This is a genomic window from Enterococcus sp. LJL128, assembly GCF_056924295.1.
On record NZ_JBXPBP010000003.1, the window covers coordinates 154,523 to 178,980 of the forward strand.

Here is a 24,458-nt window from a genome sequence, read left to right on the forward strand (position 1 = left end):
AGAATGATAAAAGTAGCATTGAAGACGAGTGAGGATATTCTGATTACAGGGCGTCTGGATGATGAAACAGAAAATGGTGCATTTGAAGCAGCTGGCGAAGAAATGGCTGTTTTAGCCATTAAGGATTACGTGTATAAAAATGGAGATAAAATCGTTGTAACAACAGAGTTAGAAGATTCCTTTTTCGTTGTTCAGCTAGATGAAACATTGGCGCCAACACTGATTTATCTGCCTCAAACATCGTGGGAGTATCATATTCCTACAACTGAAGAAGCAATGACTGCTTCTGTTGAAACAGGTTTTCGTTCTAAGCGGCACCATTTGATGGTTCGAAAAGCGTATGATTTTGAAGTTAACAGCTATCAGAATCTTTCTCAGAACAGTCACGATCAAAAGGAAGCGTCAGGAGCCTATCCTCACGCAGAAGCAAATGTAGAAACAAGGGGAGAAGCTGTATTTTTCGCTAAAAATGCGATTGACGGAAAATATGGCAATCTTTCTCATGGCAAGTACCCCTTTGCTTCATGGGGAATCAATCAGCAAAAAGATGCAGCATTGACGATTGATTTTGGCCGAAAGGTACGTATTGACTGGATTCGTCTGCTGCTTAGAGGAGATTATCCTCATGACAGCTATTGGACAGAGGTGACATTGGAGTTTTCTGATGGAGAGCTGCTGACTGTCTTAACGGATAATTCATTAAACTTTCAGGATGTCCATTTTCCAGAAAAGGAAACAACTACAGTTACTTTAAAAAATATGAAGAAGGCAGCTGACGAATCACCATTTCCTGCCTTAACTCAAATTGAAGTGTTTGGGCGGAACAGCTGAGTTTTTTGAGATGAAAAAGCAGTAATTTTTGTTGTCAGAGTAAAATGATAAAGCTTGGAATCAAAATCAGAAAGCAGCTGATTTTGTTCCAAGCTTTTTTGCTGATAGAAAAGAATGTTGGGACTAATCTGGAGAGCAAGGAGATAACTATTCCAGCTCTGTTTCTATTTTTTTCAATAGGAAAATAAATTAACCCATTAGAAAGGTCGCTTTTTTTTCAGAAGTAAGCTATAATGAGATAAGTTAACATGTTAACAAGTTAAGGAGATGGACAAAGTGACTCTTCATGAAAATAAACAATGCCTGATTAATTTAGGCCAGCAGCTGACAGAAGAATGGCTAAATAATCAGATTGATTTTTGTATTCAGCAGCTTGAAAAGAATATGCTGCGCTTCGGCAATCAGTTTCCGTCCGCTTCAGCGGTTAATGGGCAATACCGAATCAAGGCCAATGATGATTGGACAAACGGCTTTTGGACAGGGATGTTGTGGCTTGCTTATGAATGGACTGGAAAAGAAAAGTTCAAGCAGCAAGCGTTGAAGAATATTGACAGCTTTCAGCAGCGTTTGGATGATCACTTTGTGCTGGATCACCATGATATTGGCTTTCTTTATAGCTTATCGGCAGGTGCCGGCTATCGAATTACTGGCGATCAGCAGTGCAAAAAAACACTTTTACAAGCGGCAGATGTTTTAAGTGCCCGCTTTCAGCCGAAGGGGAATTTTATACAGGCTTGGGGAAGACTAGGTGATCCGAAAGAATACCGTTTAATTATAGATTCTCTAATCAATGTCCCGTTGCTGTTTGAAGCGACACGGGTGTCTGGTCTGCCTCGCTATGCAGAGATTGGAGAAAAACATTACCAAACTGTTTTAAAAACAGTTATCAGAGCGAATGCTTCAACTTTTCACACCTTCTATTTTGATACTGAAACGGGGGCACCCAGCCATGGCGCAACCCATCAGGGAAACAGTGATGCTTCTATTTGGGCTAGAGGACAAAGCTGGGCAATATTAGGAATTCCTTTAGATGAAAGCGGACGGAATCAGCCTTCTGTTCCAGCTGTTTATAGCCGGATTGTTGATGTTTTTCTGGAACAGCTTCCAGCAGACTTAGTGCCTTATTGGGATTTTGATTTCAATGATGAGAATCCTTCAGACAAAGACAGCTCATCGTTGGCAGTGGCTGCCTGCGGACTGTTGGAGGCTGAAAAGCTGACTGCTTACTCAGATGCAGAAGCTATTGCAAGAGGGATGGTTTATCAGCTGGGGGAACATTACACAGCTCAGACAGCTCCTGATAATGAAGGGCTGCTTTTGCATGGCGTATATGCCCATGCTGAAGGAAAGGGGATTGACGAACCGAATTTATGGGGCGACTATTTTTATTTTGAAGCTTTAATGCGGTTAGCAAAACCAGATTGGCAAAGATATTGGTGAGGAGAGAGAAGATGGAAACATTTGAGATAAAAGAAGAGTTTCTACTGGATGGTCAGCCAGTAAAACTCATTAGCGGAGCAATTCATTACTTTCGTTTAACGCCTGAACAATGGGAGGATAGCCTATATAATCTGAAAGCACTCGGAGCAAATACAGTTGAGACATATATTCCCTGGAATATTCATGAACCGGTTGAAGGACAATTTGATTTTTCCGGGCTAAAAGACATTGAAGCTTTTGTAGGACTGGCACAAGAGTTAGGCTTAATGGTTATTTTACGTCCGTCTGTTTATATTTGCGCTGAATGGGAGTTTGGCGGACTACCGGCATGGCTGTTGAAGGAAAATGGGCTGCGGCTGCGGTCAACAGATCCGAAGTTTATGGAAAAGGTGCGCAGGTACTTCAATGTTCTATTGCCCAAGCTGCTGCCTCTACAGGTGACTCAGGGCGGTCCCGTCATTATGATGCAGATTGAGAATGAGTATGGCTCTTATGGTATGGATAAGGAGTATCTGCGTCAAACGAAAAAGCTGATGGAAGACTGCGGTGTTGAAGTGCCGCTGTTTACTTCTGACGGCTCCTGGGATGAAGTGCTGGATGCGGGAACGCTAATTGAAGATGATGTGTTTGTCACTGGGAATTTTGGCAGTCATTCAAAAGAAAATGCCGCAGTGCTTCAGGCGTTCATGTCGAGGCATGGAAAGAAATGGCCGATTATGTGTATGGAATACTGGGATGGCTGGTTTAATCGCTGGGGAGAGCCTGTTATCAAACGAGACGGCAAAGACTTAGCTAAGGAAGTAAAGGAGATGCTGGAAATTGGTTCATTGAACTTGTACATGTTTCACGGCGGCACAAATTTTGGTTTTTACAATGGGTGTTCAGCAAGAGGAACGACGGATTTACCTCAAGTTACAAGCTATGATTATGACGCTTTGCTGACAGAAGCAGGTGAACCGACAGAAAAATATTATTTAGTACAGCAGGCAATTCGAGAAGTTTGTCCAGAGGTTTGGCAGGCTGAACCCCGCAAAAAACAGTTGGTCAGCTTAGGGGTATTCCCCGTAACCGCTAGTGTTTCTCTATTTCAAACGAAAGAAGCAATCACCCAGCCGATTGAATCCTCTTATCCTTTGACGATGGAGCAAGCTGGCTCTGGATACGGCTACATGCTGTACTCGCTAACGCTTAAAAATTATTCTCATGAAAACAAGCTAAAATTTGTAGAAGCGGGAGACCGCATCCAAGCTTATGTAAATGGAACACATAAAATCACCCAGTATCAGGAAACTGTAGGAGAAGAGTTTTCGATTGAGGGACAAGCAGGCCAAGACACCATCGCATTGGATGTGCTGATTGAAAATTTGAGTAGAGTCAATTATGGCTATAAGCTGAACAGTCCGACGCAATCAAAGGGCATCCGAGGAGGAATTATGCAGGATATTCACTTCCATCAAGGGTATACACATTATCCTTTGGAGCTAACTGCAGAGCAGCTGGAAAAGATTGATTACGAAGCAGGAGAAAATTCTGAACAGCCGTCATTTTATAAAGTAATGTTCAATTTAGAGGAGCTGAGTGATACATTTATTGATTGTTCAACATATGGTAAAGGGGTTGTTTTTGTAAATGGAACAAACCTTGGGCGCTATTGGCAGAACGGTCCAATTCATACGCTATACTGTCCAAAAGAATTTTTACAAAAGGGAGCAAACGAAGTCGTTATTTTTGAAACAGAAGGTGTTGAGATTACGGAATTATCCTTCTCGGCAGCACCAATTGTGAAAAAATGAAATGCTAACAAAAATAGAAGTGGAAGCTACTCGGCTTCCACTTCTATTTTTGTTTTGAAATATTTCCAGTGCTTATAACTGACGATATACTCTGCAACACTACGATCTGGTAAATAGGAGTGTTTGACCTGCTTGACTGCAGGTTCTCTAAAGCTTAACCGTAAAAGATTCAGCAGCTCAGCATCATCCGGGAAAACAATCTCATTCGTTTCTATAGAGGCTAATGAAAAGAGATCGAGATTAAAGTCTTTACGTACCCGCTCGTAGACGCTTGCGTAGGCAGATAAATCAGTATTGATAGGTTCTTTGACTAGCTTCTTAGGTAAATGAGTGATATGAACCAGAAAGGGAATATCTCCAAAAGAACGGACACGTTTGATTTTATAGTAAGAGCTGTGAGCTGGCAAACCTAATTCTTTTAGTATCTCCGGGTTCTGTTCCTCTTCGATAGAGAGGACCTTAATTTTTTCGGTATCCAACGAATGCAGCTCAATATCTGAAAACTTTACACTTTGTGAGACCTTTGATTTTGACACGAAGGTGCCTTTCCCCTGAATCCGGTATAGGTAGCCTGCGCTGGTCAGTTCGTTTAAAGCCTTCACGGCTGTAATGGAGCTGACAGAATAGTTTCGTTTGATATCAGCTTCGGAATAGAATTTATCTCCAGGAATAAATTTGTGATTTTTTATTTCGCTCATGAGCTCCTGTTTGATTTGTTCGTATTTAGGAATCATAGCAACCTCCTTTTTATGACATAGTTATTATAAATTATTCATCGCTTATACAGGAAAAATCAAGCAGTCTCTACTTGTATAGAAAGCGAGAAGATGAAAGAATCAGTGAAGTAAACAAGATTATTCAGTCCAATTCTTTGAGATAGCTATCGTGTTACTTAAAAAATTTATTTTGCAGAGAGTGTGCTTAAAAAAGCGTACCAGTACTTGCGTTATTGAAGAAATCTATCTATTTAAGGATAACATGTCAACTTGAGATTAGCAATCGCTTTATCTTTTATAACATATGGAGTAAAATAACCATGGTCAAAATTTTAAAATAAAATTCAATATATTAAGATATTAGGTTTACGAATGAGTTGATATGTGATATAGTAGGTTTACGCAAGACATAACATGTTAAGTGAGAACATTTTAAACCAATAGGAGGGGATTAAGTGAAAAATATTGTATTGATAAGTCATGGTGAGATGGCAGAAGGGATAAAAAGCAGTTTGGAAATGATTGTTGGGCAGCAGGAACAAGTACATACGGTTTCTTTGCGGCCTGACGGCGATAATATCCAGTTCGAAAACGAATTGCTTTTGAAAATGAAAGCCCTTAACAAGCCAGTACTTATTTTAGCTGATTTAGGTGGAGGAACGCCATGTAATGTCGCAGCTAAGCATTATATGGAAGAAGAAGAGGTAGATATATTAGCGGGAATGTCGCTTCCAATGGTCATTGAAGCGGCAGTCAATCAGCAAATCACTGTAAAGGAACTGCTTAAACTTTCAAAAGGCAGTATGGTGGATGTCAAAGCTGAGATTAAATGCTCGGAAAAAGGTGAAGAAACTTCTGAAGCAAACGCAGACTTGGATAAATACAAAGAGTTTGAAGGAAAAGCCGTTATCGTCAATGTACGAATCGATGAGCGCCTTATTCATGGACAGGTTGCTGGGATTTGGTCGACGAGTTTGAATACACAGCGAATTATTGTCATCAACGATGAAGCTGCAGCAGATCCGCTGCAAAAATCTTCATTGCGGATGGCTGCACCGACAACGATGCGTTTATCAGTTTTGACTATAGAGGCTGCAGCAGAAAATATCCAAAAAGGAAAATATGGAAAACAGAGACTTTTTCTTTTATTCAAGAATCCGACAGATGTTCTGAGATATCTTGAAGCAGGCGGTCAGCTTACGGCTGTGAATGTCGGCAACATGAGCTATAAAGAAGGCGCCAGAGAGATAACCAAGAGCATTAAAGTTATGAAGGATGAAGAGCTTGTGTTTGAAGGAATTGCAGAAAAGGGAGTAAAAATTACCGCTCAGCTGGTACCTAATGATCCATCTATCGATTTTATGGAAAAACTACGAAACTAAATTCAGGAGGAAAGAACCATGCACTTAGAAGCATACCAAATTATTCTTATTACTATATATGCATTTATTGCGATTAATGATTCACTTATTTCAAATACGCTGACTCAACCGGCTATCGCCGGAATGATTTCAGGGCTAATCATGGGAGACTTAACCACTGGATTAATGGTTGGAGGAACATTACAGCTGATGCGTCTGGGGATTGCTGCATTTGGCGGAGCCTCTGTACCGGATTACTTTACAGGTGCGGTGTTGGGAACAGCATTTGCTGTGCTATCTGGTAAAGGAGCAGAATACGGCATCGGACTAGCTGTTCCTGTTTCCCTGTTGATGCTTCAACTAGATGTTGTTGCCCGCTTCTGTAATGTCTATTTACTGCATCGTGTGGACAAAGCGATTGATAACATGCAGGTTAGCCGAATTCCTAAGTTTGTTTTATCAGGTTCATTTTTATGGGGATTATCCAGAGCAATTCCCATTTTGCTGATGCTGCTTGTGGGAGATGCGGCGGTAACAACGATTACCGAAAACACGCCTGAATGGCTGATGACCGGATTAAAAACTGCTGGTGGTGTCTTACCGGTAGTTGGTGTGGCAATTTTATTACGATATTTACCGACAAAACAATATATTCCTTATTTGTTGCTTGGCTTCTTTTTAGCTGCCTATCTACAAGTGCCAATGTTAGGTATTTCAATTATCGGAGTGGTGGCAGCGATGCTGGTTTTCAAACGTGACAGCGAGAAAGGTACGGCTCAAGCTGTTACGGGAACAGATACTTTTGAAGGAGGATATGACGGGGATGAGTAATCAAAAATTAACAAAACAAGAGCTGAATGCAATTAGCTGGCGCTATATTTTAGGTAGTCAGCTGAACTGGAACTATGAGCGAATGATGAGTACAGGTTATCTTTACGGTATTTTACCAGTGCTGAAAAAATTCTATGGACATGATGAGACACAATTTCAAGATATGCTGCGGACACATAATCAGTTCTTTAATACAAATGCAATTTTTGGAAATCTGATTATGGGGATTGATGTGGCAATCGAAGAGCAGGACGGTTACAAAGCGAAAGAAACAATAGTCGCTTTGAAAACGGCTTTAATGGGTTCATTAGCCGGTGTCGGTGATTCCCTGTTTCACGTTATCTGGGGAACCATTTTCGGCTCGGTTGCAGGAACCCTGGCTCAAAGCGGGTCTGTCGTCGGCTGTGTCATCTGGATAATCGCTAATATTGCCTTGCTGTTTGCTCGGGCAGCTTTGCTTCCGCTAGGATATAAGCAGGGAGTTAAGCTTGTAACGACACTAAAGGATAAGCTAGCTGCTTTTACCAATGCGGCAACTGTATTGGGAGTAACTGTGATTGGTGCACTCATTCCATCAGTAGTCAAAGCAACTGTACCATTCGTTTACAAAAAGGATGGTGTTGAGCTGGTCATTCAGGATACATTAGATGCTATACTGCCTTCATTAGTTCCGATTTTATTAGTCATCCTAACGTATTGGATGCTGGGGCAGAAAAAACTAAACTCTACCCGTGTTATCTGGATTATTTTAATTCTTTCGATTGCATTGAGCGCATTTGGTATTTTAGGTTAACGTTGAAAAGAGGAGAGTGGGACAATAAGTTTCCACTCTTTTCTTTGCTCAAAAACCGAATGAACAGTATTCCAGAAGCAGCTCACTTCACTTCGTTCCGATTTCATCAATCTCTAAATGGGCAGAGCGGCTAAGAATTGAAGCTCTCGGAGCTGCATACTTTTTTATGCCTTCATTTTTTGAGCTTTTCTATCTTTGGGAAAAGCTCAGACATGTCAAATAAGTACTCTTTAATAAAACAATAGTCAAGAGAGCTACGGATTTACAGTAATCATTAGTAAATAGATGATTTCCAGTAACTGTCATTATAATTAAGAGGGGAGTGAGAAGGATTATCTAACATACGGAGGTTTTCAAATAGGTTTTAATGCAAGAAGAACAGTTGATTCAAGGATATCAGGGGAGAGCTGCAATCAAATAGAAGAGGATGTGTACGAATGGTAAAAGTATTACGTAAGAAGTCTATTTTAGTGATTAGTTGTTCAGTGATGGTCGGGCTGCTGCTCTACCAGCCAAATGCAGTATGGGCTGAAGAACTCAATCTGACAAAGGAAACTGTTCCTCTTGTTAATCAAGGAGAAGCTCTGCTGGAGAATGAAACGGATACGTATGACCAACTACAGGAAAAATGGCGGAATCAGCTAGTTTCTGATCAGTATGATGATTCATCTCAGGAAGTAGTCAATTATGTTCAGAAGCTTTCAGAAGAAGCAGAAGCTCTCTATCAGACAATGGATAAGAATCCTGACCGAACATTTCTGTGGTCTTTAGAACCGGGAAATACTCCTTCAGCAGATTTGACTACTCAGTTTACCAAGCTTCAAAAACTCACATTGGCATACGGAACAAAAGGAACCAGCTTTTATCAAAATCCTGCAATCAGTAAGACGGTTCAAGCTGGATTGGATTTCATGGTGTTGAAAAAAGGCTATGATGGTAAAAAATATCATGGAAATTGGTGGGATTGGCAGATTGGTGTTCCTCAAAAATTTGTTGGAACATTGATGATTCTTGGAGATGAGGTTCCAAAGGAAAAGCTTTTTCGCTATACAGACGCAATCAGCGGGTACGTACCTGATCCATTCAAGCAGCTATATACAAAGCCTCAGGGAACCTTTGTTGATTTGGCATTTATTCCGAATTTTGTCACCTCTGGGGCAAACCGGACGGATTTAGCTCAGACTGCTCTGGGATTAGGAATACTGCAGGAAAATGCTGATAAAATTAGACAGGCATCAACGAGTATCGTCGATGTGTTTGAATTGGTTGATAAGGGAGATGGATTTTATCAAGATGGCTCATTTATTCAGCACAATACGATTCCTTATACTGGTTCTTATGGTAATGTGTTGATTAAGGGTATCGGACAAATTCTTGGAATTACTAAAGATTCTGAATTTGAACTATCTTCTGAGGTTGTTCAAGCTTTTGTAGAAAATGTAGATCGGGCATTTTTACCTTTGATATACCAGGGAGAAATGCTGCCAGGGGTCAACGGACGGTCGATTTCCCGAGCGCCGGCTCTAACAAAACAAGGCTATGGTTCGACAACGATGTACAATTTACTGATTGTCGCACAATTTGCCCCCGATACTTATCAGCAAAAACTCAAAGAAGCTGTAAAATACTGGATGAAGGAAAATCCTGACTATTATTTGACAAATACTAGAGATTACAATGATTTACGGATGACACTGTCATTGCTGGATGATGCTTCTATTTCAGGAGATCAGCTGCCTTTCACTGGAACAAAGATGTATGCTTCTATGGATCGCTTTGTTCAGCGGACGCCAGAATATATGATGAGCTTGAGTTTGTATTCCAACCGTATTTCTTCCTTTGAAGCAGGCAATAAGGAAAATAAGCGCGGCTGGCATACAGCAGATGGAATGATGTACCTTTACACGAATGACGGTGTCCAGTTTAATCAGTCATACTGGCCAACAATTGATCCCTATCGGCTGCCGGGAACCACTGTTGATACTGTTGCACTTAAGGATGAGGTCTCCGCATTTACAACAGTAACCTCTAAAGAAAAATGGGTTGGTGGTGTTTCTTTTGAAAATCAGGCAGTAGTGGGGATGTCACTAAATAAAGAAGGAACTAAAAATAATGGAACGGTTCTACCGATGGATTTGAAGGGCAAAAAATCTTGGTTTGTAGTAAATGGTCAAATTGTTGCGTTGGGTTCTGGAATTACAGGAAATACCACAGCTTCAATAGAAACAGTCGTTGATAATCGTCTTCTGAACGAGGCGTTTAACTATCAGGTATTGTCAGATAATGGACCTATCAGTACCCCGACAGAACAAAGTAATAAAGAATGGTTACTGCTGGACTCAGATCATGACGAAGCGTCCATGGGTTACTATTTTCCGCAAAAAGAAGTAGTAGAGGTTGTCAGTGAAACCAGAACAGGGACTTATACTGAAATCAATGAAGCCTTTCCAAGCGATAAGAAATACAACGGCAGTTACCAGAAGTTTTTGATTAATCATGGCAAGCAGCCGGTTGGGGCAGAGTATGCCTATGTAATATTGCCGGGAATCAGTGAAGCCGATTTAAAAGTCTATGCTGGAGAAAAACCAGTAGAAATTCTTGAAAACTCTGCGGATATACAGGCAGTCCAACTACCTGCTGAAGGCTATACTGGTATCAATATTTGGCGGGCAGCTGGAGGAGAGGCTGCTGGAATTGCTTCTGATAAACCAGTTTCTCTCATGAGGCAAATAAAGGGAACAAAAAAGACCCTTACTCTTTCAGATCCAACGCAGTCCAATAGCCGAATGAAAATCAAAATTCCCAAAGACTACAATGGAATTTTATCGATGAGTGAAGGCATCGCTTACGATAGCTCAACTGACACCTTTAGTGTTGATTTTACAAACTGCAGTGGGCAGAGTAAACAGATTGTTGTGGAATAAATACGTAGAAGCTTAGTTCGCTATAAAGAATATACTACTTTAAACACTTTTCGATTTTTTCGAGAAGTGTTTTTTTATCTGAAATTACTTAAACAGTAAGAAATTGATTTCTATGATAAGGGATTATACGGATAAAAAAAGAACTGGAGCATCACTTAAGACGACGATGTACCAGTTCTGAAAAATCAGCCATTCCGTAGTTCAATGATGCTCCCAGCTTCAAAAATACAACTAAGTGAGAACATAGATGCGAAAACAGTTCCTTTAGTGAATCATTAGCTCGCTTTATTGAAAACATAATCACGCATTTTTTTGTTTATAAAAAAGGAAGCTAAAAGAAGAATAATCAATAGTTCAATGATCAGATTAAGACCTCTTAACAAGTCAAGGCTTCTCAGGTAGCCTTGAACATCTGCTGAGATATTAAACAATAATCTACCAAGACTATAAAGAAAGTAAAGCAGTCCAACAGCAAGTACAGGACGGATTTTTTCCTCTTTAATTGACCATAGAGACAAACCGATAATACCTCCTTGAATAACAGCGTGGATGGCATAGTTTTTTAGAACCTCTCCGAAAAGTGCTGATCTGTATACACCGGGAAGACTGATAAAGAAAGAGAACATAGAAATAATATCTGTAACCAGAACGACAATAATTAAGGCACAGAGAATGATAATCCTTGTTTCAAACATTTTTTTCATTTTAGTTAATACCCCTTAGATATTTTTGTTAACCTTCGCATTATATCATTTTTCATAAATTAGTAAAACCTTTGAAAACATATACACCTCCATTAAAGATTTTTTGCTTTTTAATAATCTAAAGATTGCTTAGTTCGAACCAATCTTAATCATTTTTGAATAGATAGATATTATCTTTAAATACAAGTATAATGAAATAAGTGACTAAAAATTAACATTAAGGACGAAAAAATGAATAAGAAAGTTATTGTAAGTATAATTGTTGTGTTAGTGCTGATACTAAGTATCGGCGGGGGATTTTATATGTTTAAACAGAAAGAAAAAGAAGCTCAAATTGTTGAATGGGAAAGAATTGCTGCCAAGCAAATAAAAAATACTTTTACAGATATTGAAGAAATTCGTTTTTCAAAAAATTATAGAGATAACTGGATTGCAGGAATCATTGCAATTACAGTTGAACTTAAAACTTCGGAAAAAGTTGCTAAGATAACAATTTCTCTCCCCCTTGATAAAAATGATGAGAAGCTTTCGAGCTATGGCTATGGTTATGGCAGGATATCTGCTGACGAAGGTATTACTGAAAATGATGCTACAATTATTTACACAAATGGACAGGAGGAAAAATTGTAATTGTATACAGACAGAGAATTAAATGATTTGAATCAACGAGTATACAATCTACCCCAATCAAAATAGAGGTTCAGGAAATTATGTTCTTAGTCGGATTCTAAACCAAAACAGTGAAGTAAATAGAGTTACAGTTGATAAAAGTTATTTTCTCCACAGATATAAAAACTAGTACCTATTAGATATTTTCGATAGCTCACATCCTAGAATGGTTACTCTTAAATAATAAATTCAATAATCAAAGACTAAAAAATTAATATTAAGGACGAAAAAATGAATAAAAAAATTATTGTAAGCGTAGTTGCTGTGTTAGTACTAATACTAAGTATTGGAGGAGGGTTTCTCATGTTTAAGAAGAATGAACAGGTACAAGTTGTAGAATGGGAAAAAGTGGCGGCTCAACGTCTAAAGAATAAATTTGCAAATATAGAAGAAATTCGCTTTTTAGAAAAGTATAACTATAATCACTTAGCTGGTTTTGTTGCAGTTAACGTTGAGGTTATAACTAGTAATGGGATAGATACTATTGATGTTGACTTACCAGTTCCGGAGAATGAAGATTATGGTATTGGTGCATACGGTAAACCTATAAAACTTAAATTAGGAGGGACTACAAATAAGGTGCACGTGAGTTATAGCGATTTAAGTGAGGAGGAAATCTGAGTACATACAGATGATGAACTGAATAATCTGAATAGAATAGTCGCTTTTGCGAACATAGATACCAATGAACAGTAAGTAATTGTGGCGGTATCCAGCTTAGATAACTACTCTAAAATAAGTTTACCAAATTCAATAAAAAAATTGAAATGAAGGATAAATGAATGCATAAAAAAATTATTTAAAGCGTAATTGCCGTGCTAGTGCTATTCTTTAGCATTGGTGGAGGATTTTATATGGTTAAGAAAAATAAGCAAGCTCAAGTTGTTGAATGGGAAAAATTGCTGCTAAACAGATAAAAGCAAGGGAACAATTTGATCGTGTAACTATTACAAAGCAGTCATCTTCACGAATTTAAACTGCAATAGTTGTTAAGTTTTTTTGACTATTATTCACGTTCATATTTGAAGGAAGCCAAATATTTCATCTTGCTTTAATTATAATGATTTTTGTAACAGATAGACTTTATCTTTACTTACTAAGTACAATAAATTTAGTGATTAAAAATTAACATTAAGGACGAAAAAATGAATAAAAAATTATTGTAAGCGTAGTTGCAGTGCTAGTGCTATTCTTTAGCATTGGCGGAGGATTATATATGTTTAAGAAAAACGAACAGGCACAAGTTGTAGAATGGGAAAAAATTGCTGCTAAACAAATAAAAAAAGAATTTTCAGATATTCAAGAAATACGTTTTTCAGAAAAATATAACTACAATCATTTGGCTGGTTTTGTGTCAATTGGAGCGGAGATTATAACTGAGGAAGTGCAAGATAGTATTGGATTTACCCTACCCACAGATGAAACAAATCTTGGAAGCTATGGTGGAGGTACTAATTTGAAAAAGGGAGAAACTACAAAAAAAGTGCAAGTGATTTATACAGATAAAAGCAAGGGAACAATTTGATCGTGTAACTATTACAAAGCAGTCATCTTCACGAATTTAAACTATAATAGTTGTTAAGTTTTTTTGCTTATTATTCACGTTTATATTTATAAGAAGCCAAATATTTCACCTTGCTTTAATTATAATAATTTTTGTAACAGATAGACTTCATCTTTACTTACAAGTATAATAAATTTAGTGATTAAAAATGGACATTAAGGACGAAAAAATGAATAAAAAAATTGTTTTAAGTGTAGTTGCTGTGTTAGTACTAATACTAAGTATTGGAGGAGGGTTTCTCATGTTTAAGAAAAACGAACAGGCACAAGTTGTAGAATGGGAAAAAGTCGCCGCTCGACGTCTAAAAAATGGGTTTACAGAAATTAAAGAAATACGTTTTTCAGAAGAGTATAACTACAATCATTTAGCTGGCTTTGTTGCAGTTGGAGCGGATATTATAACTGAGGATACTCAAGATATTATTGAGCTTAGTTTACCTATAGAAGAAGCTGGGGCATACGGGTATGGAGGGGCAACAAGATTAAAAGACGGTAAAACGGAAGCTAAAGTCAAAGTTATTTATAGCGATTTAAGTGAGGAGGATATTTAAGTGTATATAGATGAAGAACTGAATATTCTCAATCAGGAAGTCTATAAAGTTGATCCTAAATATAAAGATGGAATAACATATGTTGCTAAACCAGACAATGAGCTGACAGAGATGGAACAAAACATTGTAAGCGTAAAAATATCCGATAGTACCACTAAACAATACAAAATAGTCGCTTCTGCAGATATTGACAACAACGGCTATCAAGGATTTGCTGTTGCACCTATCACTGATGCTTATCCTCAGGGGGATCCCAATAATGTCGCGGTTATTTCTGCTGGGACAACACCGCCTTCTTTGGTTGGTGGTGAAGGTTCAGATGATTGGATGGATTTTTTTACGGCTTTTACTGCGAAAGATACTAAAAATGGCGGCTCCTTACAAACGAAGCAAGCTGATGATTTTTTGGATTTCGTTGTTAATAAACAAGGCTATAACGTTACTCAGTTGAGTGGCTACAGCCAAGGAGCCTATATGCTGAAGCTCGGAGCAAAATGGAAAATTCCAACGACTGTTTTTAATGGCTGGTTCTTATATGATTCTCTTAATGAAGATGAAAAGAAGTTTATGTTGGAAAATCCGGAGTTATTTAGGAATTACCGCAAACTGGATGATTCAACGGTTAATTTGTTGGACGGCAACAAAAGAGATAAAATCACAGATTTCGGGACTATCTTCTGGTTAGATGGGGATAGTCATAGTATTAAGGATTGGACGTTTGATAAGGATGGTAATGTTGTCTTTGGAAAAACAGAGAATCCAACCGTAAAGATGTCTCAGATTGCCCGTCAGGCTTCACTCCAAAAATGGGCATTATTTCAATTAAAGAAAAAATTCACTGCTAGCGGTGGTGGACTTTCTGCTAATGAACAAATCTATTTAGATGACAGTGAGGCGCTGATTGCAGTTGAGGCAGCATCAGCTATGAATAAAACGATGTCCGATTCGATAAAAAAGAAATATCAGAACGCTATTGATAAGGCGGAACAGTTATGGAAAAAAACAGAGCAAGCGGCTAAAAATATCGGAACAACACTTAATCATACAGAAGTAATGGACGCTTTAGAATCTGGCGGCGCTTCTAAGCGAAGTATCGTAGATGAACCAGTCTCAGAATATAAAGACAAAATTACTCAAATGGAAAGCCAAGCAGAAGCTTATGAATCACTTATTTCTGAGATTAAAACAAATATTGCTCAACTGATTGCTAAGGATCAAGTATTAGCGGGGCAGATTTAAGGATAAAGGAGAATTCGAATTGAGTCAGACAATCGAACAGCTGGAGGAAAATTACCTAAAGCAAAAACAGCAATATGAAGATAAAATGGATGATTTGCGGGTTGCCAAACATAAAGGCGAACAGATTTTAGAAGAGCTTGCTGAAGCTAGCCGCTATTATATAAAAACAATTACGGATGATCAGTCTGCTCTACAAGAGGGTCTCCGAGCATTAAATGGACTTGGTGATGAGTTTCAAGATACCTGTCAGAATGAAATAAAAAAGCTGGATAGTGAGCTAGAGGAAGTAGCGTCAGATTATCAGCGTAATTATCAGAAGTTAACTGAACAGATCGATAAAAATGAGGAGGAAGCTTCTCAATGGTAGACGAGTTATTAAAGGAGTTACGTAAGAACGGTGAAAAGTTAATGATTCGTTTTTCAGCTGCAGGTTCTGCTTGCCAAGAAAGTGCGGCAAACCGGAGTGATGTTGCGAAAAATACCGAAGAAGAGATTGAAGCGCTAAAGAAAAGCATTCGAGGCACGTCTGAAACTTTGGGAAGTTCAATAAAAGGACAGTTTGGCAAGAAAGCGCAGGAGTCTTTAAAACAACATAGCGAGTCACTAAAAGGATTTTAACAGATAAAATGAGAAGAGGCTGGACCAAAAGTATTTTGCTTTAAGAACCAGAGAGGTAGTGTTCAACATAGCTCACAGCTCCCTGCGTTTCTCAGCAATAAGCCGAACTATACGAACATAGCTCCATCAGGTATGCCCCCTAAGTTAGACTAAAAAATCTAACCTAGGGGGTTTTTCAATGAATTACTATGAGAATCACTTTAGAAAATGTGCCATCGAAGCTTATCTAAACGAAGCAGGAAATAAAGCAGCTTTTTTGGGAGTGAAAATCAGAATGCTTGATTAAAATCAAATGCGTTTTCCTAGGAGCTGAATGTTCTGAAGCTTGTTCCGCCAGTCTCTATTTAAAATACAGGAAGCAGCACAAATGAGACTAATTCCCTTTTTCAAAGACTACAGCTAGAGATACTTAATTTCTCATTTTTGGTTTAAAACTAATAATCAATCTACTAAAAAAATAGTGGAAAACAGCTAAGAAAAAAATCCTTTATTTCTAACAGTTTTATATTGACGAATGTATGTATTAATGGAAGAATGGTTAAGGAGCAGGCGAGGAGGAATTTTTGAGTGAGAGAAATTGGATTTGATTCAGAAAAATACTTGACGGAGCAGTCGGAGTACATTCTGGAACGAGTAAATCAATATGATAAATTATATTTGGAATTTGGCGGCAAGCTTGTTGATGATAAGCATGCGAAACGGGTGCTGCCCGGCTTTGAAGAAGACATCAAGGTAAAGCTGCTGCAGAAGCTGAAGGATCAGGCAGAAATTCTGATTTGTCTCTATGCAGGCGATATTGAACGTAATAAAATTCGTGGAGATTATGGAATTACTTATGATATGGATATTCTGCGGTTGATTGATGAGCTGAGAGGGTATGGTTTGTCAATTAACAGTGTGGTTATTACACGGTATAATAATCAGCCGGCAACCAAGGTATTTATCAATAAGCTGGAACGTAGAGATATCAAAGTCTACAAGCATGAAGCAATTGAAAACTATCCTTTAAACGTAGAGAAAATCGTTTCTCAAGATGGTTTTGGTAAAAATGAATACATTGAAACCGAAAAACCGATTGTTATTGTGACAGCACCTGGACCTGGCAGCGGTAAGCTGGCGACCTGTTTGAATCAGCTGTATCATGAAAGTAAGCTGGGGCATGCGGCAGGTTATTCAAAGTTCGAGACATTTCCAGTTTGGAATGTACCGTTGAAGCATCCGCTGAATGTGGCTTATGAAGCTGCAACAGCAGATTTAGGGGATGTAAATATGATTGATTCTTTCCATTTGGATTCTTATGGACAGATGGCAGTGAACTACAATCGTGATATTGAGACCTTTCCGGTTATCAAACGGATTATTGAAAAAATAACAAATCAAGAGTCTGTTTACAAGTCTCCAACGGATATGGGAGTCAATCGGATTTCAGCAGGCTTTGTTAACGATGAGGTTATACAGGAGGCTTCCAGACAAGAAATCATTCGCCGTTATTTCCAGACAGAATGCGACTTCAAGAAGGGGCTTGTTAATGAAGAAGCAGTTAATCGGATTAGCTTGATTATGGAGGAGCTGGGACTGAAGCCAGAGGATCGAACAGTGGTTGCGCCTGCTCATGACTATGCAGAAAAGTATGAATCGCTGACAAAAGATCCGGTTGGAGTCATTGCGTTAGAGCTTCCTTCGAAAGAGATTATCACTGGAAGAACAACATCATTGATGGAGGCAGCGGCTTCGGTTATTTTGAATGCTGTGAAATTATTAGCTAAAATTGATGATGATATTCACCTACTGTCGCCAATCACTCTTGAAACAATTCAAAAGCTAAAGAAAAATGAACTGCATATGAAGGACCACTCTTTGAGCGTTAATGAGGTTCTGATTGCATTGGCAATCAGCGCAGTGACGAATCCAACCGCTCAGCGTGCATATGAAAAACTGGTTGAACTGGAAGGGGCTCAAGCGCATTCCACTGTTTTAATTAATAAGAATAATGAACAAAATCTGAAAAAGCTGGGGATTGACATTACCTGTACACCGGCTTATCCATCTGAACAGCTGTATTATTAATAAGGGTGTATTCTAAAAAATTTAATATAGTACAGAAGAAAAATGTGCCAGTAGGCTTACCTTGAAAAAGGGAAGTCCGCTGGTTCTTTTTTATGTAGGAGGAACTTAAATAGTATGAGTAGTCATTAATAAATCAGCATTGCTTTCTACGTCTAAAAACCAAATAAAAAGAGGGTCCAAAAGCTGCCTTTTTTACTATTGATTTAGAGAAAGTATTTTATTGGCTGTTATTTTTCTGAATCGTTTTAACTGTTTTGAATAGTTGATTTTATAAAAACGCTTGACTTAAACCCGACTTTAAGTGCTATAGTTCAAATGTAAGAAAAAAATACAGCAAGGTGGAAGAATATCATGACAGTTAAAGACAAAGTAGTAATTATTACCGGTGCATCTTCTGGAATTGGGGAGGCTACAGCTAAACGCCTTGCACTAAAAGGCGCAAAAGTAGTTCTTGGAGCAAGACGGGAGGATCGGCTGAAGGACTTAGTGAGCCAGATTGAAGCGTTGGATGGTCAAGCAGTGTATCTCATAACGGATGTAGTTAAGCGACAAGATAATGCAGAGCTAGTAAAACTGGCACTAGCTACTTATGGTAAAGTAGATGTCATTTTTCTGAATGCAGGTATTATGCCGAGTGCTCCCTTATCTGCGCTAAAGGTGGATGAATGGGATCAAATGATCGATATCAATATTAAAGGTGTTTTGAATGGAATCGCTGCAGTTTTGCCAACCTTTATTGAACAAAAATCCGGTCATGTTATTACGACCTCATCGGTAGCAGGTTTGAAAGCCTATCCTGGCGGTGCAGTATACGGCGCGACAAAATGGGCGGTTCGTGATTTGATGGAGGTTTTACGTATGGAATCTGCTCAAGAAGGAACCAACATCCGTACAGCGACTATTTACCCAGCTGCAATTAATACGGAGCTGCTGGAGACGATTACCGATGATTCAACGATGGCAGGGATGAGTGCCCTATATGCCCAGCATGGCATCACGCCTGAGCGGGTAGCTGGGGTGGTAGAATTTGCGATTGACCAGCCGGAAGACACAACTATTAATGAGTTCACGATTGGACCGACTACACAGCCTTGGTAATTAATAGAGTTAGCAGTTAAAAAATATTTAATATTTATAGATGACGAAAAAACAGGACAGCTAATAATTGGCATTATTTAGCTGCTTAATAGCTTGATAAGGTTAAAAATTTGTACTTTACACAAAGGCTGCAAGCTAGTTCTTATTTTCTGGTGTAGTTTTGTTATCTCTGCTAAATTATTATAGAGTAAGATAAAATTTCTTTAGATGTCATTTTTTGTTACGCTAAAAAATAAGTAGGGGAGATAATTAAATGAGTATTTATTTTTATGGCTGTGTTAGTTTAGACGGTTATCTGGCAGATAGCCATCATCGAATCGACTGGCTTCATGAAACGGGTACACCAGAGGAAACCAGCTATCAGGAATTCTATGACAAGATGGACATCACGATTATGGGGCGTAAAACCTATGATGAAACCAGCAGTATGTCTGACTTCGATTCTTATTATGAAGCAACTGAAAATTATGTTTTTACTCATCGAGAAGGGCTTGATTCAGAGACTTTCACACCCATTTCGGGAGATGTCACTGCATTTGTTAAACAGTTTCCAAAAGAAAAAAATATCTGGATTATCGGAGGCAATCAGTTGATAGCCTCATTACTTGATGAAAATCTGATAGATACACTAATTGTTCAGTTTGCACCAGTGCTATTGGGTGACGGGATTCCGCTTTTTACTCAGCAGGAAGGAATAAAACGATATACGCTGAAAGAAGTTCATCAGTATGGTCAGTTTGCTGAGCTTGTTTTGGAAAAGCCTAATCCAACTAAAATACCGTAGCTTACAAAACAGAAGTATTCCGGAGATAAAAACAATCCGAAATACTTCTGTTTTATTCATCAATTTTTACAGAAATCTGTAAAATGTAATTTTCTGGAAAGCAGGTAGAAATTTCGTTTAGCAGGCTGTCTTCATAAACAAAATCTGTTAGCTGATAGTGATATTTTTTAGCATAATCGGTGATTTTTTTGTAAGTCTCCTCTCGGTCTCCGTGGATGCCGTAACTGTAAAGGACAATATAGCGACCGGCTGGTTTATAGGTTGTTGATTCAGGTACTCGATAGTAAAATTGAGCCGATTTGTCTACGGGTATATTTTGCTGCCTGTTGAGCTGAATTCTCATTCCCCAGGGGAAGGTACATTCATAGCCTTGAGAAGAAGCGTATTGGTAAAAGCGCGAAATCATTTTAGAGAGCAGCGGCTGTTCCCCCTCAACGAATAAAGGAATATCACCTAGAAAAATAGGTTCCTCATCGCACTCAATGATTTGAATCGTTCCCACAGATACAGACTGGGCCAGTTTTGTTGAGTTGATCTGCATGGTCATCATATTCTTAATTTGAAGAAGCTTGTCGATTTCTTCTTGAATAACCAGCTGCTGCTGTTCAAATAAGGCAATCATTTTTTCAGGATTTCGTTCTTTAATGAAATTACCGATGTCATTTAAAGACATACCAATTTCTTTAAGAGTCAATATCAAGTTTAGCGTATAGAGCTGCCGGTAAAAATAATAACGATACCCGTTATCCAAGATCAATTCTGGTGAAAACAGCCCAATTTGATCGTAGTAAATCAAGTGTTTGCGCTGAATTCCTGCAGCTTTTGCAAATTCACCGGTGGATAAATACATGCTTTTATCTAATTCCTTCATAATAATAAACACCTCTTCTTCATTTTATTTAGGTATCACTTGACTGTCAAGAGGCTGGACAGTTTACACTTTAAATAGATAAAGCTTTTAAAAGCTTTGAGCGATGGGATGGTTTTGCTCCCCTTACCTATACTATGCATAAAAGTAGTGCCCTAATCAGCCAACCCCTAAGTAGAAAAGTTTTTGTAATTCTCGCAGGTATGCAGTCTAAGTTGGAGGTTTTTATACAAGCAAGCTTGGAATTAGACATTGAGTGTTCATCGATACAGCTACTCTTTTGTTTTGTGTGGCGTACCATTAGGGGGGCTGTTTCAAATGGAGCTGGCTACTCCGCCCATGAGTTTTATATAGCTAATAATTTAAGTAAAGGATGTGTTGAATATGGAAGACAGAATCTTTGACACAAGTAATTTTCACTACAAACCGATATATGCTGAGTATACTAAGAAATACGTAATCATTTTGAAAAGCGGCATAGCAAATACCCTTGATTCATCTATCTATATCACGTTGTATAATTATTTGCTGCAGTGTCTGACTCATAGAACCATTATTGAAAGGAATCAGCCAAAAATTCATAATACAGCTTTATTTTTCAATCAGGAATTTGAACTGGCTCAAAAGATTGTAGCAGATATGAACAGCTCTTTTGGTTTGGTGTTAAATGAGTTTCATGCAGCAGAAATTACTGTGCTGGCAGCAGCGGCTGAGTTTCGAATCAGTACGGACCAGATAGACACGATTATTACTCAAATGAATGAGATGATTAAACTAGTTAAATACCGCTTCATGTTCCATTTGGACTATAATTCTCCCGCGGGGCACAGTTTCATTGAGCATCTTAAGCACCTCTCCGTTCGAATAATCACAAATCAAAAAGATGTTGATACCATTGATGAATGGTCCCCGCATGCAAAAGAAAAATTCAGGCTAGCTTATCAATGCTCAGTCGATATTGCTGAATTTTTAAAGAAAAAATATCAGTTTGAGCTGACAGAAACAGAAATTCTCTTTTTGACAATCCATATCCATTCACTCGTTTATCAGCGTAAAAATTAGCAGAATAGTAGATTTAATACTGAAAAAATGTAGCATGAAAAAGCAAAACCATTCAGCTAATGGTTAGCATCACAAACTAGCTCGCTACGATACTAAGTCGAGCTTTCTTCAAAATCGAGCGATTTCAAAGAAAATTTTTCTTATTGCTGAAGTACACCATAAGGTTACGAGTGAAGGGTTATCCCTGCTTGGGTAACTGTATCGTTCCAGTCATTATTTGATTTTATAAAGAACGAAAGAAAGTGAATAAAAAACGAATACTGAACCTGAAAAGATTTTCTTTAGCAGGTTCAGTATTTTATTTGTCTTTATGTTTTGAAAAATAAACGAATAAAGCTGGATTGCTTTCAATAGTTCGTCCCCATATTTCTGCACACTTTACTGGCAGAAATATCTACTAACAAATCTAATGTAAGGGCTTTATACTTTAAACAGACAAAGGAGATAAAAAGATGAGAGATCGAAAATTAAAATTGCTGAAACGTTTTATTGCAGCAGCTGTTCCGGTTAGTATCCAGTCTTTGAGTCAGGAGCTTTCACTTAGTCAGCGGACGATTCGAAATGAGCTCAGTGAGATGAATGAGCAATTAGCAAAAAACGAGTTTCCTGTCATTCAGAGTATTAGAGGAAAGGGGATGTACCTAAAGCTGAACGAAGATCAGAAAAAAGCAGCGATTCGATTGATGGAAGAGCAAAGAGAAAAAGATTTTCTGTCTCGAGAGCTGCGGATTCTGGATTTGATTTTATCCATTTCATTAGAAAATCAGAAAGTTTTTCTCTACCAGAAGGAACAAGAATATCAGATTTCTAAAAGCACTATGGATGAAGATATGCGGCGTGTCAGAGTGTTCCTGAGGGAATATGGGCTAGAAGTAATCAGTATGCCAAAACAAGGGTTGATATTGGAGGGCAAGGAACGGATTATCCGAACAATGTTGTACTCAGTCGTCAATAAAGCAGTCAAGAGTCTTTCGTTGGCTGAACGGGTGGAAAGCCGCCCGATAAAAGAACAGATAATCTTTAAGTATCTTCCAATGGCATTATTCAAGAAAATAGATAGCATATATGATCAGGTAATCTCTAGTAAAGAAGAGAATTTTTACCGAAAAAACTTTATTTTGTTTACTGGTATCTGGCTTATTCGTTATCAGCAGGAAAATCTGATAAAAAATACTCATTGGAAAGGTAGCTCGGCTGATTTGCCGAGTGAAATTCAACAGTTTGTTCATACCATCTGCAAAGACTTTAAGATACAGCCGGAAGGGAATGAACTGAACTATCTGATTTTTATGCTAAATACCTTTAATCAAAAAAATATGAATAACTCGATTGAATGGATGCAGGCGCAGATTTTATCAATCCAGCTTATCCAACACGTTGAAAAGATCACAAAAATTCCGTTTTCAAGAAGAGAAGAAGCTTTGCAGGAGGGATTGTACAAGCATATTGCGGGATTACTAAATAGAATCCGCTATGATATTCAGTTCGCTAATCCTTTAAAAGAAAATATAAAGGCCAGCTATCAGGGCATTTATGGGGCAGTCGCTGATTTTGCGCCTGAAATAAATAATGCAGCCGGGAAAAAAATAACAGAGGATGAATTGGCCTTTCTTGCTATTCATTTTTCAACATCAGCTAGCGAGCTTAATCAGGAGGAAAGCTATTATTACAGAGCAGTGGTTATCTGCAATCATGGTGTAGCTACAGGAAAACTGCTGGCAGAAAATCTTAAAGAGCTGTTCAATATTGAAGTCTTAGCGGTGCTTAGCTCACGTGAAACTGATTTAATCAGTAAGTTGGATATCGATTTAGTTTTTGCGACATTATCCGTTCCAATACAGACAAAGCCTACCTTGATTATTGATCCAATCATCAAAAAAGAAAATAAAGAAGCAATTACCGCATTTCTTATGCAGCATAAGAATTGTCAAAGGCTGGCTAGACGTCAGGAGGATGCCACCCATATGTTTCATTCTTTACTCCACCTGATTGAAAGAAAAAATGGAAAAATAACTGGAGAAGACTATCAAGAACTGGAAAATATTTTTCTGGAAAATCATTTATCAATCGATGCAAAGGAGATACAACCTATGATTAAAGACGTTCTAAAGGATGAAAATATACTGGTCGATGTTGAAGCAGAAAATTGGCAGGAAGCCATCCGTTTAGTTTCTCAGCCTCTGTTGAAAGAGAAAATAATCAACCAGCAATATATAGAAGCAATGATTGAAGCCGTTAAAAAGTTTGGACCTTATATCGTCATTGGCCGCCACCTGGCTTTGGCCCATGCAAGACCAGAAGACGGAGCAGAGAAGCTGGGCTTAAGCGTAGCAGTTATGAAAAAACCGATTTATTTCGGACATGAAGAGAATGATCCAGTCACACTTATTTTTTGTCTCTCAGCGGTGGATTCATATTCTCATTTGAATATTATGAAGAACCTGATTGACCTGATTAACGATGAAGATAAAATCAATCGCTTATCCAAAGCAGAAAGTATCACTGCATTTAAAGAAGTATTTTTCGCTGATTAAGGAAATAAAACA

At 38.3% G+C, this 24,458-nt stretch carries 22 protein-coding genes; 19 read left to right on the plus strand and 3 right to left on the minus strand.

Annotation, left to right across the window (positions count from 1 at the left end; translation table 11 throughout):
- Window positions 1–3 precede the first annotated feature (3 nt).
- From AC1Z3K_RS05895 to AC1Z3K_RS05905, 3 genes are all read left to right on the plus strand, one after another.
- On the plus strand, window positions 4–831 hold the full coding sequence (locus AC1Z3K_RS05895; RefSeq protein ID WP_426081236.1) for a hypothetical protein: 828 nt from the start codon (window positions 4–6) through the stop codon (window positions 829–831).
- Between the two features lie 276 nt (window positions 832–1,107).
- Window positions 1,108–2,271, plus strand: coding sequence for a glycoside hydrolase family 88 protein (locus tag AC1Z3K_RS05900; protein WP_426081237.1), 1,164 nt, complete (start codon window positions 1,108–1,110; stop codon window positions 2,269–2,271).
- An 11-nt stretch (window positions 2,272–2,282) separates the two neighbouring features.
- Complete coding sequence (locus tag AC1Z3K_RS05905) at window positions 2,283–4,064, plus strand: glycoside hydrolase family 35 protein (protein WP_461732141.1); 1,782 nt, start codon at window positions 2,283–2,285, stop codon at window positions 4,062–4,064.
- 26 nt (window positions 4,065–4,090) lie between these two features.
- Here the strand turns inward: AC1Z3K_RS05905 and AC1Z3K_RS05910 are convergent, their stop codons facing one another.
- Complete coding sequence (locus tag AC1Z3K_RS05910; RefSeq protein ID WP_426081239.1) at window positions 4,091–4,798, minus strand: GntR family transcriptional regulator; 708 nt, start codon at window positions 4,796–4,798, stop codon at window positions 4,091–4,093.
- A gap of 437 nt (window positions 4,799–5,235) precedes the next feature.
- Between AC1Z3K_RS05910 and AC1Z3K_RS05915 the strand changes: the two genes are divergently transcribed.
- From AC1Z3K_RS05915 to hylB, 4 genes are all read left to right on the plus strand, one after another.
- Window positions 5,236–6,162, plus strand: a complete 927-nt coding sequence (locus AC1Z3K_RS05915; protein ID WP_461732142.1) for a PTS sugar transporter subunit IIAB — start codon at window positions 5,236–5,238, stop codon at window positions 6,160–6,162.
- Between the two features lie 18 nt (window positions 6,163–6,180).
- The gene (locus AC1Z3K_RS05920) at window positions 6,181–6,972 is read left to right on the plus strand and encodes a PTS mannose/fructose/sorbose/N-acetylgalactosamine transporter subunit IIC (RefSeq protein WP_426081241.1); all 792 of its coding nucleotides are present in this window, start codon (window positions 6,181–6,183) and stop codon (window positions 6,970–6,972) included.
- Entirely contained in the window at window positions 6,965–7,765 is an 801-nt protein-coding gene (locus AC1Z3K_RS05925) for a PTS system mannose/fructose/sorbose family transporter subunit IID (protein ID WP_426081242.1), read from the plus strand. The genes AC1Z3K_RS05920 and AC1Z3K_RS05925 overlap by 8 nt, the downstream gene beginning before the upstream one ends.
- Window positions 7,766–8,202: 437 nt before the next feature.
- Window positions 8,203–10,689, plus strand: coding sequence for a hyaluronate lyase HylB (gene hylB / locus AC1Z3K_RS05930; RefSeq protein WP_461732143.1), 2,487 nt, complete (start codon window positions 8,203–8,205; stop codon window positions 10,687–10,689).
- A gap of 275 nt (window positions 10,690–10,964) precedes the next feature.
- On the opposite strand, the gene AC1Z3K_RS05935 is transcribed toward hylB, so the two are convergent.
- On the minus strand, window positions 10,965–11,393 hold the full coding sequence (locus AC1Z3K_RS05935; RefSeq protein WP_461732144.1) for a hypothetical protein: 429 nt from the start codon (window positions 11,391–11,393) through the stop codon (window positions 10,965–10,967).
- Window positions 11,394–11,624: 231 nt separating this feature from the next.
- On the opposite strand from AC1Z3K_RS05935, the gene AC1Z3K_RS05940 reads away from it, so the two are divergent.
- From AC1Z3K_RS05940 to AC1Z3K_RS05985, 10 genes are all read left to right on the plus strand, one after another.
- A complete protein-coding gene (locus tag AC1Z3K_RS05940; protein WP_461732145.1) occupies window positions 11,625–12,023 on the plus strand; it encodes a hypothetical protein in 399 nt (132 codons plus the stop codon).
- Between the two features lie 342 nt (window positions 12,024–12,365).
- Window positions 12,366–12,683 carry a hypothetical protein gene (locus AC1Z3K_RS05945; protein WP_461732146.1) on the plus strand — a complete coding sequence of 106 codons (318 nt, stop codon included), beginning with the start codon at window positions 12,366–12,368 and terminating at the stop codon, window positions 12,681–12,683.
- A gap of 595 nt (window positions 12,684–13,278) precedes the next feature.
- Window positions 13,279–13,587: a hypothetical protein gene (locus AC1Z3K_RS05950; protein ID WP_461732147.1), complete on the plus strand. Its 309-nt coding sequence runs from the start codon at window positions 13,279–13,281 to the stop codon at window positions 13,585–13,587.
- A gap of 280 nt (window positions 13,588–13,867) precedes the next feature.
- A complete protein-coding gene (locus AC1Z3K_RS05955; RefSeq protein ID WP_461732148.1) occupies window positions 13,868–14,176 on the plus strand; it encodes a hypothetical protein in 309 nt (102 codons plus the stop codon).
- Complete coding sequence (locus AC1Z3K_RS05960; RefSeq protein ID WP_461732149.1) at window positions 14,177–15,415, plus strand: hypothetical protein; 1,239 nt, start codon at window positions 14,177–14,179, stop codon at window positions 15,413–15,415.
- A gap of 19 nt (window positions 15,416–15,434) precedes the next feature.
- The gene (locus tag AC1Z3K_RS05965; protein WP_426081252.1) at window positions 15,435–15,782 is read left to right on the plus strand and encodes a hypothetical protein; all 348 of its coding nucleotides are present in this window, start codon (window positions 15,435–15,437) and stop codon (window positions 15,780–15,782) included.
- A complete protein-coding gene (locus tag AC1Z3K_RS05970; RefSeq protein WP_426081253.1) occupies window positions 15,776–16,033 on the plus strand; it encodes a hypothetical protein in 258 nt (85 codons plus the stop codon). Before AC1Z3K_RS05965 ends, AC1Z3K_RS05970 begins: the two co-directional genes overlap by 7 nt.
- 567 nt (window positions 16,034–16,600) lie before the next feature.
- Entirely contained in the window at window positions 16,601–18,100 is a 1,500-nt protein-coding gene (locus AC1Z3K_RS05975) for a DUF1846 domain-containing protein (protein WP_461732150.1), read from the plus strand.
- A gap of 351 nt (window positions 18,101–18,451) precedes the next feature.
- Window positions 18,452–19,198: an SDR family oxidoreductase gene (locus tag AC1Z3K_RS05980; RefSeq protein ID WP_461732151.1), complete on the plus strand. Its 747-nt coding sequence runs from the start codon at window positions 18,452–18,454 to the stop codon at window positions 19,196–19,198.
- Between the two features lie 253 nt (window positions 19,199–19,451).
- Window positions 19,452–19,982 (plus strand): dihydrofolate reductase family protein, encoded by a 531-nt coding sequence (locus AC1Z3K_RS05985; protein ID WP_426081256.1) that lies wholly within the window; start codon window positions 19,452–19,454, stop codon window positions 19,980–19,982.
- A gap of 52 nt (window positions 19,983–20,034) precedes the next feature.
- Here AC1Z3K_RS05985 and AC1Z3K_RS05990 read toward each other — a convergent pair whose 3' ends face one another.
- Window positions 20,035–20,853, minus strand: coding sequence for a MerR family transcriptional regulator (locus AC1Z3K_RS05990; RefSeq protein WP_461732152.1), 819 nt, complete (start codon window positions 20,851–20,853; stop codon window positions 20,035–20,037).
- A gap of 381 nt (window positions 20,854–21,234) precedes the next feature.
- Here AC1Z3K_RS05990 and AC1Z3K_RS05995 point away from each other — a divergent pair, with 381 nt between their 5' ends.
- Both AC1Z3K_RS05995 and AC1Z3K_RS06000 read left to right on the plus strand, forming a co-directional pair.
- Window positions 21,235–21,912: a PRD domain-containing protein gene (locus AC1Z3K_RS05995; RefSeq protein WP_426081259.1), complete on the plus strand. Its 678-nt coding sequence runs from the start codon at window positions 21,235–21,237 to the stop codon at window positions 21,910–21,912.
- 452 nt (window positions 21,913–22,364) lie between these two features.
- Entirely contained in the window at window positions 22,365–24,446 is a 2,082-nt protein-coding gene (locus AC1Z3K_RS06000) for a BglG family transcription antiterminator (RefSeq protein ID WP_461732153.1), read from the plus strand.
- Window positions 24,447–24,458 lie beyond the last annotated feature (12 nt).

What these genes read in the sequence shown, in the direction of transcription:
- AC1Z3K_RS05985 (WP_426081256.1), top strand. Translation starts at nt 19,452, where the DNA reads ATGAGTATTTATTTTTATGGCTGTGTTAGTTTAGACGGTTATCTGGCA.
- hylB (WP_461732143.1), top strand. Translation starts at nt 8,203, where the DNA reads ATGGTAAAAGTATTACGTAAGAAGTCTATTTTAGTGATTAGTTGTTCA.
- AC1Z3K_RS05925 (WP_426081242.1), top strand. Translation starts at nt 6,965, where the DNA reads ATGAGTAATCAAAAATTAACAAAACAAGAGCTGAATGCAATTAGCTGG.
- AC1Z3K_RS05970 (WP_426081253.1), top strand. Translation starts at nt 15,776, where the DNA reads ATGGTAGACGAGTTATTAAAGGAGTTACGTAAGAACGGTGAAAAGTTA.
- AC1Z3K_RS05945 (WP_461732146.1), top strand. Translation starts at nt 12,366, where the DNA reads ATGTTTAAGAAGAATGAACAGGTACAAGTTGTAGAATGGGAAAAAGTG.
- AC1Z3K_RS05940 (WP_461732145.1), top strand. Translation starts at nt 11,625, where the DNA reads ATGAATAAGAAAGTTATTGTAAGTATAATTGTTGTGTTAGTGCTGATA.
- AC1Z3K_RS06000 (WP_461732153.1), top strand. Translation starts at nt 22,365, where the DNA reads ATGAGAGATCGAAAATTAAAATTGCTGAAACGTTTTATTGCAGCAGCT.
- AC1Z3K_RS05935 (WP_461732144.1), bottom strand. Translation starts at nt 11,393, where the DNA reads ATGAAAAAAATGTTTGAAACAAGGATTATCATTCTCTGTGCCTTAATT.
- AC1Z3K_RS05995 (WP_426081259.1), top strand. Translation starts at nt 21,235, where the DNA reads ATGGAAGACAGAATCTTTGACACAAGTAATTTTCACTACAAACCGATA.
- AC1Z3K_RS05990 (WP_461732152.1), bottom strand. Translation starts at nt 20,853, where the DNA reads ATGAAGGAATTAGATAAAAGCATGTATTTATCCACCGGTGAATTTGCA.
- AC1Z3K_RS05950 (WP_461732147.1), top strand. Translation starts at nt 13,279, where the DNA reads ATGTTTAAGAAAAACGAACAGGCACAAGTTGTAGAATGGGAAAAAATT.
- AC1Z3K_RS05955 (WP_461732148.1), top strand. Translation starts at nt 13,868, where the DNA reads ATGTTTAAGAAAAACGAACAGGCACAAGTTGTAGAATGGGAAAAAGTC.
- AC1Z3K_RS05895 (WP_426081236.1), top strand. Translation starts at nt 4, where the DNA reads ATGATAAAAGTAGCATTGAAGACGAGTGAGGATATTCTGATTACAGGG.
- AC1Z3K_RS05980 (WP_461732151.1), top strand. Translation starts at nt 18,452, where the DNA reads ATGACAGTTAAAGACAAAGTAGTAATTATTACCGGTGCATCTTCTGGA.
- AC1Z3K_RS05920 (WP_426081241.1), top strand. Translation starts at nt 6,181, where the DNA reads ATGCACTTAGAAGCATACCAAATTATTCTTATTACTATATATGCATTT.
- AC1Z3K_RS05910 (WP_426081239.1), bottom strand. Translation starts at nt 4,798, where the DNA reads ATGATTCCTAAATACGAACAAATCAAACAGGAGCTCATGAGCGAAATA.
- AC1Z3K_RS05905 (WP_461732141.1), top strand. Translation starts at nt 2,283, where the DNA reads ATGGAAACATTTGAGATAAAAGAAGAGTTTCTACTGGATGGTCAGCCA.